Origin of the sequence: Flavobacterium sp. F52 (genome assembly GCF_000278705.1) — a bacterium.
GTDB lineage: Bacteria > Bacteroidota > Bacteroidia > Flavobacteriales > Flavobacteriaceae > Flavobacterium > Flavobacterium anhuiense.
In genome coordinates, this window is the sequence record NZ_AKZQ01000026.1 from 37,470 (window position 1) to 54,278 (window position 16,809).

At 34.3% G+C, this 16,809-nt stretch carries 17 protein-coding genes; 11 read left to right on the forward strand and 6 right to left on the reverse strand.

Annotated features, from left to right (window positions below; translation table 11 throughout):
* The first annotated feature begins 232 nt into the window (after positions 1-232).
* A complete protein-coding gene (gene hemB, locus FF52_RS11670) occupies positions 233-1,228 on the forward strand; it encodes a porphobilinogen synthase (protein WP_008465689.1) in 996 nt (331 codons plus the stop codon).
* A gap of 1 nt (position 1,229) precedes the next feature.
* Positions 1,230-1,628, forward strand: a complete 399-nt coding sequence (locus FF52_RS11675; protein WP_008465691.1) for a c-type cytochrome — start codon at positions 1,230-1,232, stop codon at positions 1,626-1,628.
* A gap of 262 nt (positions 1,629-1,890) precedes the next feature.
* On the opposite strand, the gene FF52_RS11680 is transcribed toward FF52_RS11675, so the two are convergent.
* The gene (locus FF52_RS11680; protein WP_008465693.1) at positions 1,891-3,945 is read right to left on the reverse strand and encodes a M13 family metallopeptidase; all 2,055 of its coding nucleotides are present in this window, start codon (positions 3,943-3,945) and stop codon (positions 1,891-1,893) included.
* A 228-nt stretch (positions 3,946-4,173) separates the two neighbouring features.
* Between FF52_RS11680 and FF52_RS11685 the strand changes: the two genes are divergently transcribed.
* The 5 genes from FF52_RS11685 (at position 4,174) to FF52_RS11700 (ending at position 8,698) form a co-directional block, all read left to right on the forward strand.
* Positions 4,174-4,839: an SCO family protein gene (locus tag FF52_RS11685; protein WP_008465695.1), complete on the forward strand. Its 666-nt coding sequence runs from the start codon at positions 4,174-4,176 to the stop codon at positions 4,837-4,839.
* A gap of 103 nt (positions 4,840-4,942) precedes the next feature.
* Complete coding sequence (locus FF52_RS11690; RefSeq protein WP_008465698.1) at positions 4,943-5,182, forward strand: FeoA family protein; 240 nt, start codon at positions 4,943-4,945, stop codon at positions 5,180-5,182.
* The gene (feoB, locus tag FF52_RS11695; protein WP_008465700.1) at positions 5,182-7,281 is read left to right on the forward strand and encodes a ferrous iron transport protein B; all 2,100 of its coding nucleotides are present in this window, start codon (positions 5,182-5,184) and stop codon (positions 7,279-7,281) included. The genes FF52_RS11690 and feoB overlap by 1 nt, the downstream gene beginning before the upstream one ends.
* Before the next feature lie 6 nt (positions 7,282-7,287).
* Entirely contained in the window at positions 7,288-7,413 is a 126-nt protein-coding gene (locus FF52_RS23530; RefSeq protein ID WP_085949274.1) for a FeoB-associated Cys-rich membrane protein, read from the forward strand.
* A 355-nt stretch (positions 7,414-7,768) separates the two neighbouring features.
* Positions 7,769-8,698, forward strand: a complete 930-nt coding sequence (locus FF52_RS11700) for an alpha/beta fold hydrolase (protein WP_008465702.1) — start codon at positions 7,769-7,771, stop codon at positions 8,696-8,698.
* 65 nt (positions 8,699-8,763) lie between these two features.
* Here the strand turns inward: FF52_RS11700 and FF52_RS11705 are convergent, their stop codons facing one another.
* The 3 genes from FF52_RS11705 to FF52_RS11715 form a co-directional block, all read right to left on the reverse strand.
* Positions 8,764-9,417 carry an HD domain-containing protein gene (locus FF52_RS11705; protein ID WP_008465704.1) on the reverse strand — a complete coding sequence of 218 codons (654 nt, stop codon included), beginning with the start codon at positions 9,415-9,417 and terminating at the stop codon, positions 8,764-8,766.
* A 163-nt stretch (positions 9,418-9,580) separates the two neighbouring features.
* Positions 9,581-10,576: an acyl-ACP desaturase gene (locus FF52_RS11710; protein ID WP_008465705.1), complete on the reverse strand. Its 996-nt coding sequence runs from the start codon at positions 10,574-10,576 to the stop codon at positions 9,581-9,583.
* A gap of 45 nt (positions 10,577-10,621) precedes the next feature.
* Positions 10,622-11,368 (reverse strand): lysophospholipid acyltransferase family protein, encoded by a 747-nt coding sequence (locus FF52_RS11715; protein WP_008465706.1) that lies wholly within the window; start codon positions 11,366-11,368, stop codon positions 10,622-10,624.
* Between the two features lie 125 nt (positions 11,369-11,493).
* Here FF52_RS11715 and rnpA point away from each other — a divergent pair, with 125 nt between their 5' ends.
* From rnpA to FF52_RS11735, 4 genes are all read left to right on the forward strand, one after another.
* Positions 11,494-11,898 (forward strand): ribonuclease P protein component, encoded by a 405-nt coding sequence (gene rnpA / locus FF52_RS11720; RefSeq protein ID WP_008465708.1) that lies wholly within the window; start codon positions 11,494-11,496, stop codon positions 11,896-11,898.
* A gap of 70 nt (positions 11,899-11,968) precedes the next feature.
* Entirely contained in the window at positions 11,969-12,805 is an 837-nt protein-coding gene (locus tag FF52_RS11725; RefSeq protein ID WP_008465711.1) for a DUF4349 domain-containing protein, read from the forward strand.
* Positions 12,806-12,807: 2 nt separating this feature from the next.
* Entirely contained in the window at positions 12,808-14,445 is a 1,638-nt protein-coding gene (locus FF52_RS11730; RefSeq protein ID WP_008465713.1) for a S41 family peptidase, read from the forward strand.
* 3 nt (positions 14,446-14,448) lie between these two features.
* Positions 14,449-15,252, forward strand: coding sequence for an OmpA family protein (locus FF52_RS11735; RefSeq protein WP_008465714.1), 804 nt, complete (start codon positions 14,449-14,451; stop codon positions 15,250-15,252).
* A 98-nt stretch (positions 15,253-15,350) separates the two neighbouring features.
* On the opposite strand, the gene FF52_RS11740 is transcribed toward FF52_RS11735, so the two are convergent.
* Positions 15,351-15,797, reverse strand: coding sequence for a GNAT family N-acetyltransferase (locus FF52_RS11740; protein WP_008465715.1), 447 nt, complete (start codon positions 15,795-15,797; stop codon positions 15,351-15,353).
* A 152-nt stretch (positions 15,798-15,949) separates the two neighbouring features.
* A complete protein-coding gene (locus FF52_RS11745) occupies positions 15,950-16,591 on the reverse strand; it encodes a DUF1579 domain-containing protein (RefSeq protein WP_008465716.1) in 642 nt (213 codons plus the stop codon).
* Positions 16,592-16,809: the final 218 nt, after the last annotated feature.

The following is a 16,809-nucleotide window of genomic DNA, read 5'->3' on the forward strand; positions in this document are numbered from 1 at the left end:
ACCATGCTTTAGTTCAAACAATAAAATCAAAATTTTTAGATAATATTAACGGATTCTAAAGCAAGCTAAACTCCTTATTCTGTTCCTTTTTCTTTAACTTTGCGCCACTTATCAAAAGTGAGGTAAACTTCAAAAAAATAAAAAACAACTTCAATTTTAGAATAAGGATTTATCAATCTGTTTTCAAATTCAGGTTAAAATCTGAAATCTAAAATCTAAAATCTAAATTTATATGTTCCCATTACAAAGAGGCAGAAGATTAAGAGTAAATGAATCGATTCGTTCTTTAGTACGCGAAACCAGTTTAAGTCCATCGGATTTTATGTTTCCAATGTTTATTGCTGAAGGAGAAAATGTAAAAGTCGAAATTCCATCAATGCCGGGAATTTTCAGAAGATCTATAGATTTAACAGTTGAAGAAGTAAAAGAACTTTATGATTTAGGAATTCGCGCCGTTAACATTTATGTAAAAGTTAGCGAGAATCTAAAAGATAATACTGGTAAAGAAGCTTGGAATCCTGACGGATTAATGCAGCAGGCTATTCGTGCCATAAAAGCGGCTTGTCCAGAAATGATCGTTATGCCAGATGTGGCTTTAGACCCATATTCTATCTACGGTCATGACGGAATTATTACAAATGGCGATGTAGAAAACGACAGCACAGTCGATGCTTTAGTAAAAATGGCTGTTTCACACGCACAAGCTGGTGCCGATTTTGTTGCGCCAAGCGACATGATGGACGGACGCGTTTTACGCCTTCGCGAAGGTTTAGATGCGGCTGGATTCCAGAATGTTGGAATCATGAGTTATTCTGCTAAATATGCTTCGGCTTTTTACGGTCCGTTTAGAGATGCTTTAGATTCTGCTCCAAAAGAAGCTGATGTTGTGGTTCCAAAAGACAAAAAAACATATCAAATGGATTATGCCAACCGCATCGAAGCCATTAAAGAAGCTTTGTCAGATGTAGAAGAAGGTGCCGATATGGTTATGGTAAAACCTGGAATTGCTTATTTGGATATTGTTCGCGAAATAAAAAATACAGTTCATGTTCCCGTAAGCGTTTATCAGGTTTCTGGAGAATATGCTATGATTAAAGCTGCATCTGAAAGAGGATGGCTTGATCACGATAAAATTATGATGGAACAATTAATGTGCATCAAACGTTCGGGCGCTAATCTTATTTCGACATACTTCGCAAAAGAAGCGGCAATACTTTTAAAGAAATAAGATGAAAAAGATTTTATTTTTAGCTGCTGTTTTAGCTTTCGCATCTTGCAAAAAAGAAACTTCTGAGCCAACAAACGCGCCAACCGAATCTGTTTCTGAAGGAGAATCGGCGAAAGCCAAAAGTCCAGAAGAACTAGGAAAACAAATATTTGAAAGCACAGGAAATTGTTTTGCTTGTCATCAGCCAGATCAAAAAGTAGTTGGACCGAGCATTAAGGAAATTGCCAAAATTTATAAAGATCAAAAAGGCGATATTGTTACTTTCCTTAAAGGAAATGCAGAACCAATTGTTGACCCGAGTCAGTTTGAGGTTATGAAAACCAATTTTGCCATAACAAAGGCCATGTCTGATGAAGAATTAAAAGCAATTGAAGCATACATCTACAGTAATTTAAAGTAATTACAAGATGTTCCGTAGGAACATTTCATCGGTAGAAAATTATATTGGAAGCATTTACGTTCCGTAGGAACGTCTGATATGCTGAATGGTTAAAATTTATGTCAAAATCAAACGTTCCTACGGAACGTAAATAATCGGTCGTCAATATTTTTTTTCTACCGATCAAATGTTCCTACAGAACATCTGTGATTTTCTTAAAATAATAACGCAAAAGGGGCGGTTCCGAAAGTCGGAACCGCCCCTTTTTTATCATTAAAATATATTACCAGATTTTAACTCTTTTTTCTGGCTCAACGTACATTTTATCACCTTTCTTAATATCAAATGCTTTGTAGAAAGCATCAACATTCTGAATTGGCACATAGGCTCTGTACATTCCAGGAGAGTGCGGATCTGTTTTAACTTGGTTTTTGATCGCTTCGTCTCTTGATTTAGTTCTCCAAACGGTGGCCCAAGAAATAAAGAAACGCTGTTCTGGTGTAAATCCGTCAATTAAACCTGGATTTCCATGTTGTTTTAAATACAATTGCAGACCGTCAAATGCAGCGTTGATTCCGCCTAAATCTCCAATATTTTCACCTAACGTAAAATGACCATCAACATGAACTCCTGGCAATGGCTCAAGAGCACTGTATTGATTTGCTAAATCATTTCCTAAAGCTGTAAATTGTTTTAAATCATCTTCTGTCCACCAATCTACTAAATTTCCTTCGGCATTGTAACGCGCTCCAGAATCATCAAATCCGTGAGAAATTTCGTGTCCGATTACAGCGCCAATTCCACCATAGTTAACTGCTTCGTCAGCTTGGTAATTGTAGAAAGGCGGCTGTAAGATAGCTGCTGGGAATACAATTTCGTTATATGATGGATTATAATAAGCATTTACTGTTTGCGGAGACATATGCCATTCTGTTTTATCAACCGGTTTAGACAATTTATCTATGCTTTTCTTAAATCTCCATTGCGCTAAGTTTTTAGTATTTTCAAAATAGCTTCCTCCTTCTGCAATGCTTTTAATTTCTAAAGCCGAATAATCTTTCCATTTATCAGGATATCCCACTTTAATCGTGATTTTGTTCAGCTTTTCAATAGCTTTTGCTTTAGTGTCTTTAGACATCCAGCTCAAATTATTAATACGATTTTGGTAAGCTGTAATAACATTATGAATCATATCAATCGCTTTGGTTTTAGCTTCAGCTGGAAAAACTTTTTCTACATAAAGTTTTCCAAGAGCTTCACCAACATTTCCGTTAACCACATTAAGCGCTCTTTCCTCAGCCGGAAGCTGTTTTATTGCACCTCTTAATGTTTTGCTATAAAAATCGAAATTAGCATTGTCAATTTCTGTTGTAAGCTTGCCCGCAGCGCCGTTGATCAAATCCCATTTTAGGTATTCTTTCCATTGTGCCACTTTATTTTCTTTGAAAACAGTTTCTAAAGCTGTCATGTATTTAGGCTCAGAAACAATTACAGTTTCTAATTTAGTAATTCCTAAACCTGCAAAATATTCATTCCATTTGATAGCTGGAGTTAATTTTTGAAGTTCAGCAATTGTCATTGGGTTGCATTGCAAACGGCTGTCTCTTCTTTCAACTCTGTTTAACCTTGGTTTTGACAATTCTGTTTCAAGAGCCAAAACCTCAGCAGCACTTTGTTTTGCTTTTTCTGGAGATTCTCCAATAAACTGAAGCATTCTGGCAACATGCAATTCATATTTTGCACGCTTTTCTTTCGAATCTTTATCCTCAGAAGTATAATAATCTTTATCTGGAAGTCCTAATTGGCTTGGTCCTAAATTTACAGAGTTTTTTGAACTGTCTTTATCATCAGCACCAATGTAAATTCCGAAAAAGCCCGCATTTCCTTCTTTTTCCATTTCAACCAAATATTTCTGAACGTCAGCAATGTTTTTAATTGCATCAATTTTTTTCAGATATGGTTTTAAAGGTTCGATTCCCTTCTTATTTCTTCCGATAGAATCTAAATAGGTGTTAAATAAATTAACTGCTTTGCCCTGATCTGTATTAGACTTATACTTCGGGTTTTTTGAAGCTTCTTTTAAAACCTCCATCACATCCTTGTCTGTTCTTTTAATCAGTTCATTAAAACTTCCCCAAGTAGCGCGATCGCTTGGAATTTCTGTTTTTTCGAGCCAAGCTCCATTTACATATTTGAAAAAATCTTGACTTGGGCTGATTTTTGTATCCATATATGATACATTAATACCTGGTTCTTTTGGTGCTTGTGCTTGAGCTGCAGTTATGGCAAACATTGCAGATATAACACCAAACACAGGTTTAGCTAATTGTTTTTTCATAAAAGTTTATAGTTTAATGGAAAATACAAACATATTGTTATTATTTCTAAAATTGTGTTAAAATTCAAACAGGAAATCCATTTATAAAAATAAATTTCACAAATGAGAGCTTATAACGATTTTTATTAGTCTGCAATTTGATGTCAAAAGTTACAAAAGCCTGTTAAAAAAATTACGTTCTAAAGTTTTTAAAACCTCCTTTTCGTATTTTTGCGCCAAATTATTTTTATGAAATCGCTTTTATACAAATACCGCAAATTCTTTATTGTTTTAATAGTATTTTCGGTGGTTACTATATCTTTGTTTTACTCTGCTTTGAAACCTAAAAAAACGCTTCCGATTTATAATCCAGCAGATGTAAATCCTGAATTGGTTGACAGTACAATTCAGTATAAAAGCAAATACCACACAATTGCTGATTTTTCTTTCATCAATCAGAATGGTGATACTATTACCCAGAAAAATTATGAGGGAAAAATTTACGTTGCCGATTTCTTCTTTACAACCTGCGGATCCATCTGCCCGAAAATGTCAACCAATTTAGTTGATGTTCAAAAAGCAGTTTTAAACAATCCAAAAGTAATGTTGCTATCACATACGGTTTTTCCTGAAGTAGATAGCGTTTCTGTTTTAAAAGCTTATGCTATTAAATATGGTGTTGTAGATAGCAAATGGAATCTGGTTACAGGAGATAAAAAAGAAATCTACAAAATGGCTCGAAAATCGTATTTGGCCGTAAAAATGGGAAGACCAGATCAGCTTTATGATATGGTGCATACGGAGAATTTTGTTTTGGTCGATCAAAAGCGCCGCGTTAGAGGTTTTTATGACGGAACGAATAAGGAAGACATAAAACGTCTTTTAGAAGATATCGAATTCCTCTCTCAAGAGTAAAAACCCTTATTTTTAGAAACATTTAGCATTTGTAGAAGTGTTAAATGCCTTGAAATAAAGAATAATTGCCTACTTTTGCAATCTAAATTCAATCTAAATAAGCTTGCAAAATACAATACACACTCTGAAAAAAGGCGAAAAAGCCATTATCAAAGATTTTGATATCGATCTTATTCCACTTAAATTATTAGAAATGGGTTGTCTTCCTGGCAGTTTAGTTGAATTGTTGCAGGTGGCTCCTTTTGGTGATCCTTTATATTTAGATATTAACGGCTCTCATGTTGCAATCCGAATTGAAACCGCTCGTGAAATTGAAGTTGAACTTATCAAAACCAATTTGTAATGAGTGTTCAGAATATCAATGTAGCCCTTATCGGAAATCCAAATACCGGAAAAACCTCTGTTTTTAATCAATTAACTGGTCTTAACCAACAAGTTGGAAATTATCCTGGAATTACGGTTGAGAAAAAAATGGGCTTTTGCAAGTTGCCTAATAACATAAAAGCCAATATTCTAGATTTACCGGGAACGTACAGCTTGAACGCCAGTTCGATGGACGAAAGCGTTGTTATTGAACTTTTGCTAAATAAAAATGACAAGCTATATCCAGACGTTGCTGTTGTTGTAACTGACGTTGAAAATTTAAAAAGAAATTTACTGATTTACACTCAGATAAAAGATCTTGAGATTCCGACGATTTTGGTTATCAATATGTCGGATCGTATGGAGCGCAAAGGTATTTCTTTGGATATTCCATATTTAGAAGAAAAATTAAAAACAAAAATTGCTTTAGTTAGTTCGCGCAAAGGTTTAGGAATTGAAGAATTAAAAGAACTGATTGTTTCTTATAAAACTATCCCGCACGAACCTTGTTTGAATGCTTCTGTAATTGATGAAGAATATTTCAAAAAACTGCAACATGCTTTTCCAAATCAATTATTGTACAAATTATGGCTTGTAATTACTCAGGATGTCAATTTTTTGAATTTAGAACGAAATGAAATTCGAAGCACTTTTACCAAATCGCATTCAGAATTAAAGCGCTTACAGCAGAAAGAAACCATAAAAAGATATCAGTTTATCAATGATGTTTTAAAAGAAGGTTTAAAGATTGACGCTTCGATGGCTAAAGATGTTCGTGCCAAATTGGATCGTGTCTTAACTCATAAAGTTTTTGGTTATGTGATTTTCTTTGCCATTTTATTTTTGATTTTCCAATCCATATTCAGCTGGTCAACTATTCCGATGGATTTCATTGACAACACTTTTGCCTCTTTGAGTAGCTGGGTTGCGGCAGAACTGCCAAGCGGTATTTTGACCGATTTACTTTCTCAGGGAATTATTCCGGGTATTGGTGGTGTAATTATTTTCATACCGCAGATTGCCTTTTTATTCCTCTTCATTTCCATTTTGGAGGAAAGCGGTTATATGAGCCGTGTTGTATTCTTGATGGATAAAATCATGCGCCGATTTGGGCTTTCAGGAAAAAGTGTCGTGCCCTTAATTTCAGGAACTGCTTGTGCGATTCCAGCAATTATGGCTACAAGAAATATCGAAAACTGGAAAGAACGTTTAATCACTATTTTGGTAACTCCTTTCACAACTTGTTCGGCAAGATTACCTGTATATGCGATTATTATATCATTGGTTATTCCGAGTAAAAGAGTTTTTGGAGTATTAAATCTTCAAGGATTAACCTTAATGGCGTTATATGTTTTAGGATTCTTTATGGCTATTTTATCGGCTTACATCTTAAATAAGGTTCTAAAACTGGAATCAAAAACATACTTTGTTGTTGAAATGCCAAGCTACAAAATGCCGCTTTTCAAAAATGTCGGAATCAATGTGCTGGAAAAAACAAAAGCATTTGTTCTTGGTGCGGGTAAAATTATCTTAGCGATATCAGTTATTTTATGGTTTTTGGCCTCTTACGGACCTGGAAAAGAATTTAATGAAGCCGAAAATATCGTTAAAGAAAGGTTTGCCAACACAACTTTAGACGAAACTCAATTTGAAAATGAAGTTAACTCTCAAAAATTAGAGAATTCCTATATTGGTCTAATGGGGAGAGCCATTGAACCCGTAATTCAACCTTTAGGTTACGACTGGAAAATCGGAATTGCGTTAATCAGTTCGTTTGCAGCGCGTGAAGTTTTTGTTGGAACTTTGGCGACAATTTATAGTGTTGGAGATACGGATAACGAATCGACTATAAAAAGCAAAATGCAGGCAGAAGTTCGTCCAGACACAGGAGAAAAAGTATTTGACTTTGCAACTGGAATCTCTTTACTACTGTTTTATGCTTTTGCCATGCAATGTGCGAGTACATTAGCAATTACCAAAAAAGAAACCAATTCATGGAAATGGCCTGCAATGCAGCTGGTCTTCATGAGTGGTCTAGCTTATTTTACCGCATTAATTGCGTATCAACTTTTAAAATAAAAAGTTATGTTTCAGGAAATTATAGCCTTTGCCATATTAGGATTTGCAGTTGCTTTTTTGATCAAAAAGTTCTTCTTTAAATCGAAAAAGAAAAAAGACTGCGGAGGTGGAACCGATTGTGGATGTTCGTAACATTAAGGTTCTAAGACGCTAAGATACTAAGACTAAACGCTTCAAATAGATTTAATTTTTATTTGAAGCTTTTTTATGAGAAAAAATGTCTTATTCTGTTATTTTAAAACCCAAAAGCGCCTTTTTAGTATATTTTCTAAAACTATTTTTGCTTACTAAATTTTATTTAAGATGACACCAGAAGATAGAATGGAAATAGTACGAGATAATAGAGTGGCTCGATTACTGTGGTTCGCGATAGGTTTTTTCTGCGCGACAATCATTACTTATTTCATAATGAAAACCAATCATTAGTTTTTTCTCTGCTGTTTTAATTATACTTTTATCCTATTAAAAACAGCAAAAAAGGCTTCAAATGAACCCAAAAATCCATTTACTTTTCATTCTGTTTCTTTGTTTCTCCCAGAGTGTAATTAGCCAAACAAAAACAGAGATAACGCAAAATCCCAATATTACGTTTACCACTTCAGATGGAGTTCCTTTGTTTTTGAAAGTTTCAGGAAAAGGTGAAGTCTGTATTTTTGTACACGGAGGTCCTGGTGCGTGGAGCAAATCTTTTGAAGAATTTGGAGGAAATGTTCTTGAAGACAAACTAACCATGTGTTATTATGATCAAAGAGGATGTGGCAGATCTAGATCTCCCGCATATAATAATTACAGCATGGACAGAATGATTGATGATATTGAAGAAATTCGAACTCACTTTAAAACAGATAAGGTATTTCTAATTGGGCATTCTTTCGGAGGAATTTTAGCCACTAAATATGCTAAAAAACATCCACAGCATGTAAAAGGTTTAGTTCTGCTAAATGCTACACTTGACATCAACGATTCACTTCTCAATCAAATTGCTTTTATGGGTAAAACTCTTGGAAAAGATTTCCCTGTAAAAGACAAAAACTCAATACTAAACACATTTTTTGAAGCTAAACAGCAAATTAAAAAAGCAGATTTAGATTATAAAATGTTATCTGATAATAGAGCAACTGTTGAAAAGCTTGACAGTATTGATAATAGCGAAAAAAGAAACTCTTCTTTTGCTCAGCATGCATTAAGTGATCCGCTGTACTTTGGAGATTTTACAAAAGAAACGGCTTCTATTAAAGTTCCAACGCTTATAATTTCAGGAACAAAAGACAATAATATTGGCCCTGAACATTATCGTTTGTTTAAATTCCCAAATCAAGAAGTTAAAATTATTAAGGGTGGCCATATTTTGTATTACGAACAGAATAAGGATTTTAAGAATACCATTCAGAAATTTGTACTTGCTTCTAAGAATTAAAAATCATCTCAAATAAAAAACGGCTCTTGATTAGAGCCGTTTTCTTTTTTATATGTAAATGAAATCTACTTCACTCCTTCCCATTCTGCATAAAACTGAGCAAGAAAAGTTTCCATGAAACGATGTCTTTCGGCAGCGATTTCTTTTCCTTTCGTTGTGTTCATTTTATCCTTTAAAAGTAAGAGCTTTTCATAGAAATGATTAATAGTTGGAGCGTTGTTCTTTTTATACTCCGCTTTTGTCATATTGGTTACAGGAGCAATTTCTGGATTGTATAAAGCTCTGTTTTTAAATCCACCGTAATTAAAAGCTCTTGCAACGCCAATTGCACCAATAGCATCGAGACGATCGGCATCTTGAACAACATCTAATTCGACAGAAGAGAATTTCTTTTCAAAATTTCCTCCTTTATAAGAGATATTTTCAATGATCTTTACAACATGGTCAATTATATCCTCAGAAACATTTTCGGCTTCTAAAAACGCTCTTGCCGTTTTTGGCCCAATAGTTTCATCTCCGTTATGAAATTTACTATCGGCTATATCGTGCAATAAAGCGCCCAATTCTACAATCGTAAGATCACATTCTGTCTCTTTTGCAATCAGCAACGCGTTTTTGTAAACACGCTCGATATGAAACCAATCATGACCGCCTTCGGCATCGTTTAGTTTTTCTTTTACAAAAGCAATGGTTTTAATAATTAATGCTGAGTCACTCATAAAGAGGTTTTTACGTTTTATAAAAAATGTTGATTGCCAAAGATTTTAAATCTCCAACAATCAACAAATATCTTTTAAAGCAACAATGTTGCTTTTTAAATTTCAATCTAAAAATTCCAAATTCCAATCTAAAATCTGAAATCTACATTCTAAAATCTAAAATTTAAAGTCTCGCTGGTTCCACCCATTTAAAGATATGCGATTCTTTTGGTATCACAATTCTTTCAGAGATTTTCGCCATACGAGCTGGCAATTTCATTAAATAGTCACGCGCTTTTTCAGCTTCATCACTTAAATTAGAAATTTTTTCAATTTCCCATTTGTTGATTAATTTCTGCATGATTTCAACATAATCGTTTGCAGTGTAAACTCCAATACGCTGTGCTGAATCTGAGAATTGTTCGAAAGCTGTACTAATTTTTTGGCCAGATTCTCTTAAAAAGTGAGCCGGCATAACGATTTTCTGCTTCATCATGTATTGAAACGCCAACATCATTTCGCTTGGATCAATTTGGAAAATTCTAGTAACAAATTCGCTATAGGCGTGGTGGTGACGCATTTCATCACCTGCAATCATTTTACACATTTTAGACAATTTGTTATCGCCAAATTTCTTCGCTATCTGCGCTACTCTGTTGTGCGAAACATAAGTTGCTAATTCCTGAAAACTAGTGTATACAAAATTTTTGTATGGGTCAGTTCCAGTTCCAATATCAAAACCGTCGTTGATCAAATGCTGTGTTGTCATTTCGATTTCACGCATGTTTACACGACCAGACAAATACAAGTATTTATTTAAAAGATCTCCGTGACGGTTTTCTTCTCCAGTCCATTGTTTTACCCACTTAGCCCAGCCGTTTCCTTGACTTCCTTCTTGCTGATCTATTCCTTCTACATCCATCAACCATGACTCGTATGTAGGCAAAGCTTCTTCTGTGATGGTATCACCAACAAGCGTAACCCAGAAATCGTATGGAAGTTCTTTTGCAATCTCGCGTAATTCTTTTACCTCTTCAAAGAAATTTTCTCCTTGAGAATCTGGTAAGAAATCCGACGGCTGCCAAATTTTTTCCACTGGAATTAAATACTGTTCAACGAAGCTATCCACGTTTTTTTCCAAAAACTGCATTACTTCTAATCTAATGTTTTTTATAGACATTACTTATTATAGATTTGGGTTGTACGTTTTAGCTCGGACTAAAACTTAAACCTGTTTATACTCATTTATTCCTTCTTTAACTGCTTTTTCAGTAATCTCCATCAGCTCTTCAAATTTGTAATCTTTGACAGCCAAAGCTTTATGAGCTGTAAATTTGAGGTGATTTCCTAAACCAACAGGAAAAAAACCAAATTTTACCATTTTCCAAGAATTATTGATACTTACCGGCACAACATACGCAGATGGTGCGTATTTGCATAAAATTTTTAAACCGCTTTGCGCAAATTCTTTTGGTACTCCTGTCTTACTTCTTGTCCCTTCAGGAAAGATTACGGCAGATCTTGTGTTTTTTTCGATATATTCAGACAAGCCTTTGATAACTGGTATCGCTTGTTTAGGGTCTTTTCGGTCAATTAGGACAGATCCTCCGTATTTCAAATTAAAAGAAACACTCGGAATTCCGCTTCCTAACTCCTTCTTACTTACAAATTTACAATGAAAACGTCTAAAATACCAAATCATTGCCACGATATCGTACATACTTTGGTGATTTGCCACAAAAATAATTGGCGCACCTTTCGGAACCGTGTCTACGCCTTCAATTGTATATCTTGTTCCCACAAGATTCGTACATTTTAAAAGGCAGAAATTTAAATAATCAACACTTTTTTTGTGAGCCTGGTAGCCAAAAACATTTAAACAAATCCACTGAATTGGGTGAAAAACAGCCAAACATAAACCAAATAATAAATAGTAAATTACCGATATTGGATAAGAAATAATTTTTTCCATGCTTCAAAAATTAATGCGCAAAAGTAGTAAATATATTTTTAGACTTATTAAAATTGAAAACAATAACTGTTTTTATGGTTTAATTGTACCTTTGCACTAGAATTTGCAAATCTTTTCTGAATTAAATGAACTTTACTTACCCTAAAAACGAGCGTTTAAAAAGCAAAACGACAATTGGTTTACTGTTTTCTGAAGGAAAATCGGTGTCCAAATATCCGCTTCGTTTGGTTTACCGTCAAGCGGAAGCAAATTCAGAAGAACAAACCAAGATTGGCGTTTCGGTTTCTAAGAAATATTTCAAGAAAGCTGTTGATCGAAATTACTTTAAAAGAGTTTTGAGAGAAACCTATCGTTTGAACAAACATTTGCTTTTAGATAATCTAGATCAGCCTTATTCGATCATGCTTTTTTATCAGACCAAAGACCGTTTGTCTTACGAAGAAATCAATACCAAAATGATTCAATTGTTTGAGAAATTTGCAGCTCAAATCAACAAACCACGAGATTCTGATACGAAAACAGAAGCGTAAATTTCAAAACGTAAGATTATTATTCAAGTTAGACAAAAAAATCGTAGTTTTAGCTCTAAATTGAAATTTTATGCGACATATTTTCTTTTTATCTGTTTTATTTTTAATACTTTCTGGTTGCAGTAAATCTGAAGCTGAGACTAATGATGTTGCAGTAAGCGCCGTTATGGTTCCGCCACCGCCACCTGCTGGAGCGAGTGAGTCTAATAGAAAAGATCAAGATTTAAACGAATCTTCAACAACTAAGATTCCGCAGAAAATAATCAAACAGGGATCGCTCCGATTTGAAACAGATAATTTAGAAAACACTTTTAATCAAATTCATAAAGCGGTTTCAGAGAACAAGGCAAGAATCATAAATGATTCTGAAGGAAAAGATTACAATAGTGTTTACAGAAGTCTAACTGTAAAAGTACCAAGCCAGAATTTTGATCGTTTTATAAATAATGTTTCAAAAGGAGTTTCTTATTTTGAGGTCAAAAATATATCTGCAGAAGATGTAACAGAACAATTTATTGATTTAACTTCAAGATTAAATACAAAGAAAAAACTTGAAGAGCGCTATTTGCAAATCTTGCAGAAAGCGACTAAAGTAAGCGAGATTTTAGAAATTGAAAAACAAATTTCAGCTATCCGTGAGGAGATAGAATCAAAAGAAGGCCAGCTGAAATACTTAGAAAGCCGTGTCTCTGAAAGCACTGTCACTATTGATTTTTATAAGACGGTAGCTCAAAAAGAAGGTGTTAAAATATCTTACGGTTCAAAAATTTGGAACGCAATTAAATCAGGATTCTTTAGTTTATCCGATTTTTTAATTTCGTTAATCAGTATTTGGCCGTTTATTATCCTATTTTGTGTATTAGCCTATTTTATTAGAAAAAGATTAAAAAGAAGAAAAAAAGAATAATCATGTATCCGTATTTCAAAAAGAAATTTATTATACCAGTCGCTGCGGCGGGAATGTTGTTTGTTGGAACCAGTTTTAGAGAAGATTTTTTTGAAATTGCCAAACAGATCGAAATTTTTACAACTTTGTTTAAAGCTGTAAACACCAATTATGTCGACGAAACCAATCCAGGCGATTTGATGGATAAAGCCATCAAAAGCATGTTAGGAAGTTTAGACCCATATACGGTTTATTTTAACGAGCAAGATGTTGTCAATTTTAAAATCAATAATACTGGAGAATATACGGGGATTGGCGCTTTAATTTCAAGAAAAAACGATCGTCTGATTGTTCGTGAACCTTATAAAAATTATCCTGCTGACAAAGCCGGATTAAAAGCGGGTGACGAAATTATCCAAATCGGTGACGTTTTGATTGCTGATTTTAAAGATGATGCTTCACAATTATTAAAAGGAACAAAAAACACTAAAATCAACATTAAATATCTTCGTCAGGGAAAACCAAATACTACGGTTTTGGTTTTGGATGAAGTGGATATTAAATCTGTTCCATTTTACGGAAAAATTGATGATAAAACGGGTTATATCGTTTTGGCACATTTTAGCAGAAAAGCTTCTGCGGAAGTGAAAGATGCATTAGAAAAATTGAAAGCTGATGGCGCCAAACAAATTGTTTTGGATTTAAGAGGAAATCCTGGAGGTTTACTAAATGAAGCTATTGATATCTGCAATTTGTTTGTTCCAAAGAATGAAGTAATTGTTACGACTAAATCTAGAATTGAAAAACATAACAATACTTATAAAACACAGAAAGAACCAATTGACACTGAAATTCCGTTGGCCATTTTAGTAAACGGAAGAAGTGCTTCGGCTTCTGAAATTGTTTCTGGTGCTTTGCAGGATTTAGACCGTGCCGTTATTTTAGGAAGCAGAAGTTTCGGAAAAGGTTTAGTACAGCGTTCGGTTGATTTAACCTACGGAACTCAGCTGAAAGTAACCATTTCAAGATATTATACGCCTTCTGGAAGATGTATTCAGGCTTTGGATTATGCTCATAAAGACAAAAATGGCGTGGCTCAGAAAACTGATGCTAAAAATTATAATGCTTTTAAAACCAGAAAAGGAAGAACAGTTTATGATGGCGGAGGAGTTTTGCCAGATATCGAATTGGAAGAGGCAAAAACCAGTGCCATTGCAACAGCTTTAATTAAAAACGACGGTGTATTTGATTATGCTACAACATATTATTACAAAAATCCAAATTTAGGAGATAAGATTCCAACTTTGACAGATGCAGATTACACCGCTTTCAAGCAGTATCTGAAAACGAATAAAATCACTTTTGACACAGATACTGAAGTCGCGTTGAAAAATACTTTGGCTGCAGCTAAAAAAGAAAAAATAGACGAGACCATTACTGCCGAATATCAGCAATTGTTAACTGCTTTAGAAAAAAGCGAAACTACTTTACTGGATAAAAACCAAAAAGAAATCAAAAACATGATTTTGGAAGAGTTGATCAAGAGATATCAATATCAAGAAGGTTTATATCAGTACTATCTAAAAAACAATTCAGAAATTAAAAGAGCAGTTAGCGTATTAAATAACCCTACAGAATATAAAACGATATTAAAAATGTAGTGAATGAAGATAACTCTAGCCCTGACTCTTTTTTCATTTTATACAGTAACGGCACAGCAAAAACCTGTTGAAACTATTTATTTTGAATTTGACAGGTATGATCTGACAGATAAACAAATTACTGTTGTTTCAAACTTTATAAAAAACATAGACACGGCAAACGTTGAGTCTATACAGATTTATGGCTATTGTGACGATCGCGGCAATGATGAGTATAACTTTAGATTATCAAATAATCGCGCCAATACGATTCAGAATCTATTGATTAAGAAAGGATTCAATCAGAGTAAAATTATAATTCTTGAAGGAAAAGGACGTGTTGTCGTAAAACCGGATACGGTAGAAAATCTGTATGAGACACGTTTGCGAAATCGACGGGTTGATTTGATTGTGGTTAAGAAAAATAGTTTTGGAAAAGGGGTCTATACTTCTTTCAAAGACAAACTGAAAGTTGGAGATAAAGTATATCTAGAATCTATTTTATTTGAAATTGGAAGTGCAAAACTAACTCCCAATTCTAAAAAGGAACTGGATAAATTTGCAGGCATACTTCAAAATCATAGAAATCTTAATTTTGAAATAAGAGGTCATGTTTGTTGCACTCCAGAAATTTACAGCGATGGAATTGACAGAGATACCAAAGAAAGAAGACTTTCCTGGAACCGCGCCAAAACTGTTTTTCATTATTTAATGTCAAAAAAAATCTCCAAAAGCCGTATGACATATGTTGGGTGTGGCAATCGATATCCATTGGGAAGAGGCGATAATTACGATCGGCGAGTGGAATTTGTGATTACTAAAATTTAGTTTTTACTAAGCTTCTAAGATGCTGAGTTACTAAAATTCTAAGGTTTTTTGCTTATTGGAATATTCTAAAAATCATTGCGGATTTACTTCCTTTTTAATTATTCTCTCACCATTTCTATGTGCGGAATATCATCTTCTAAATACATTTCGCTTGTTTGGACAAAACCGTGGCTTTCGTAGAATTTCTTCAGATACAATTGCGCGCCAATCGTGATTTTATCTTGTCCAAAATTGGATTTAATTCCAGCTATTGCTTCGCGCATTAATTCGTGTCCCCATTTTCTATCTCTATAATTGGCGTCTACAACTACTCTTCCGATAGAAGCATTATCAAAACTAATTCTGGCATCAAATAAACGTGAATACGCGACGATTTTATCTTCAAACTGGCCAATTAGGTGCAAAGCTTTCTTGTCTTTCCCGTCAAGATCCAAATAAACGCAATTTTGCTCTACTACAAAGATTTTGCTTCGTAGTTTGAGCAAATCATATAACTCATGAACAGTTAATGCCTCAAAAGGCTTTATTTTCCAGTTTAATTCCATTTTTGATTGTTTTTGCCGCGAAGGCACGAAAGCGCTAAGTTATATTATTTTTTTAGCTTCGCTAAAGTTTTTATAGAAATCGCAAAGGCACAAAATTGTATCTCATTGAAATAAAACTTTGTGCCTATTTTCTGCGAACCTAGAAAAGAAAACTACTTTTTCGTCATCACGATTTCCATGCTTTTATATTCGGTTCCATTTTTTGTATCGTACATTTCCATTTTTCTAGTTTTAGCATCTACAATGGTGTACACTTCTCTATACTTGATATTTTTAGCAGTTACAGGATCGGCCATTTCTCCAAAATATTCTATACTCTTAGTACTTTCGTTATACTTTCCTCTGCTGGTCATCATTCCAGTTCCCATATTATCTATAAATGTGGAGATATATTCTTTGCTAGCATTATTATAACCTACTGTTCCTTTACCTTCAAATGGTTGTCCCATCATCGTTCCTTTATAAGTTGCTTCTTGAAAGCGACCGCCTAAGACCATTTTGATCTCTGCGACAGAAGTTTCTTTTTCGGGTTTCGCATTTGCATCCGACCAGAATGTCATATCGCAATTCCATGTTCCCACTTCATCGGCCAACATTTTATGTGGATCTCCTGGCGTTGCATATTCCTGCCAAGCTTTCATCTGCGCCGCAGAATCTAATGGTGCTTCGGCAACAGGTTCTTCGGTTTTAACAGAATCTGTCGCTGCTGGAGTTGTCGATTCTTCCTTCACTTCTTTTTTACAAGAAATAAAACACAGGGTTATTATTGCTAAGGTTGCGGTTAATCTTTTCATAACTATTTGTTTTTATGTTTGTTATAAATAAAAGTACGAAAAAATCTTGTTCGTTTTATTTTGTTTTCGTTTTCAAGTTGATATACTTTGGCTTTTTAACCGTAAAGTTCGCAGAATATTTGCGCAGAGGACGCTAAGCTGTTAAGAAGTTGAAGTTCTCTGAGAAATGCGCACAGTTAATCGTCGAGAATTTGAAACTTGAAACTTGAAACAAAAAA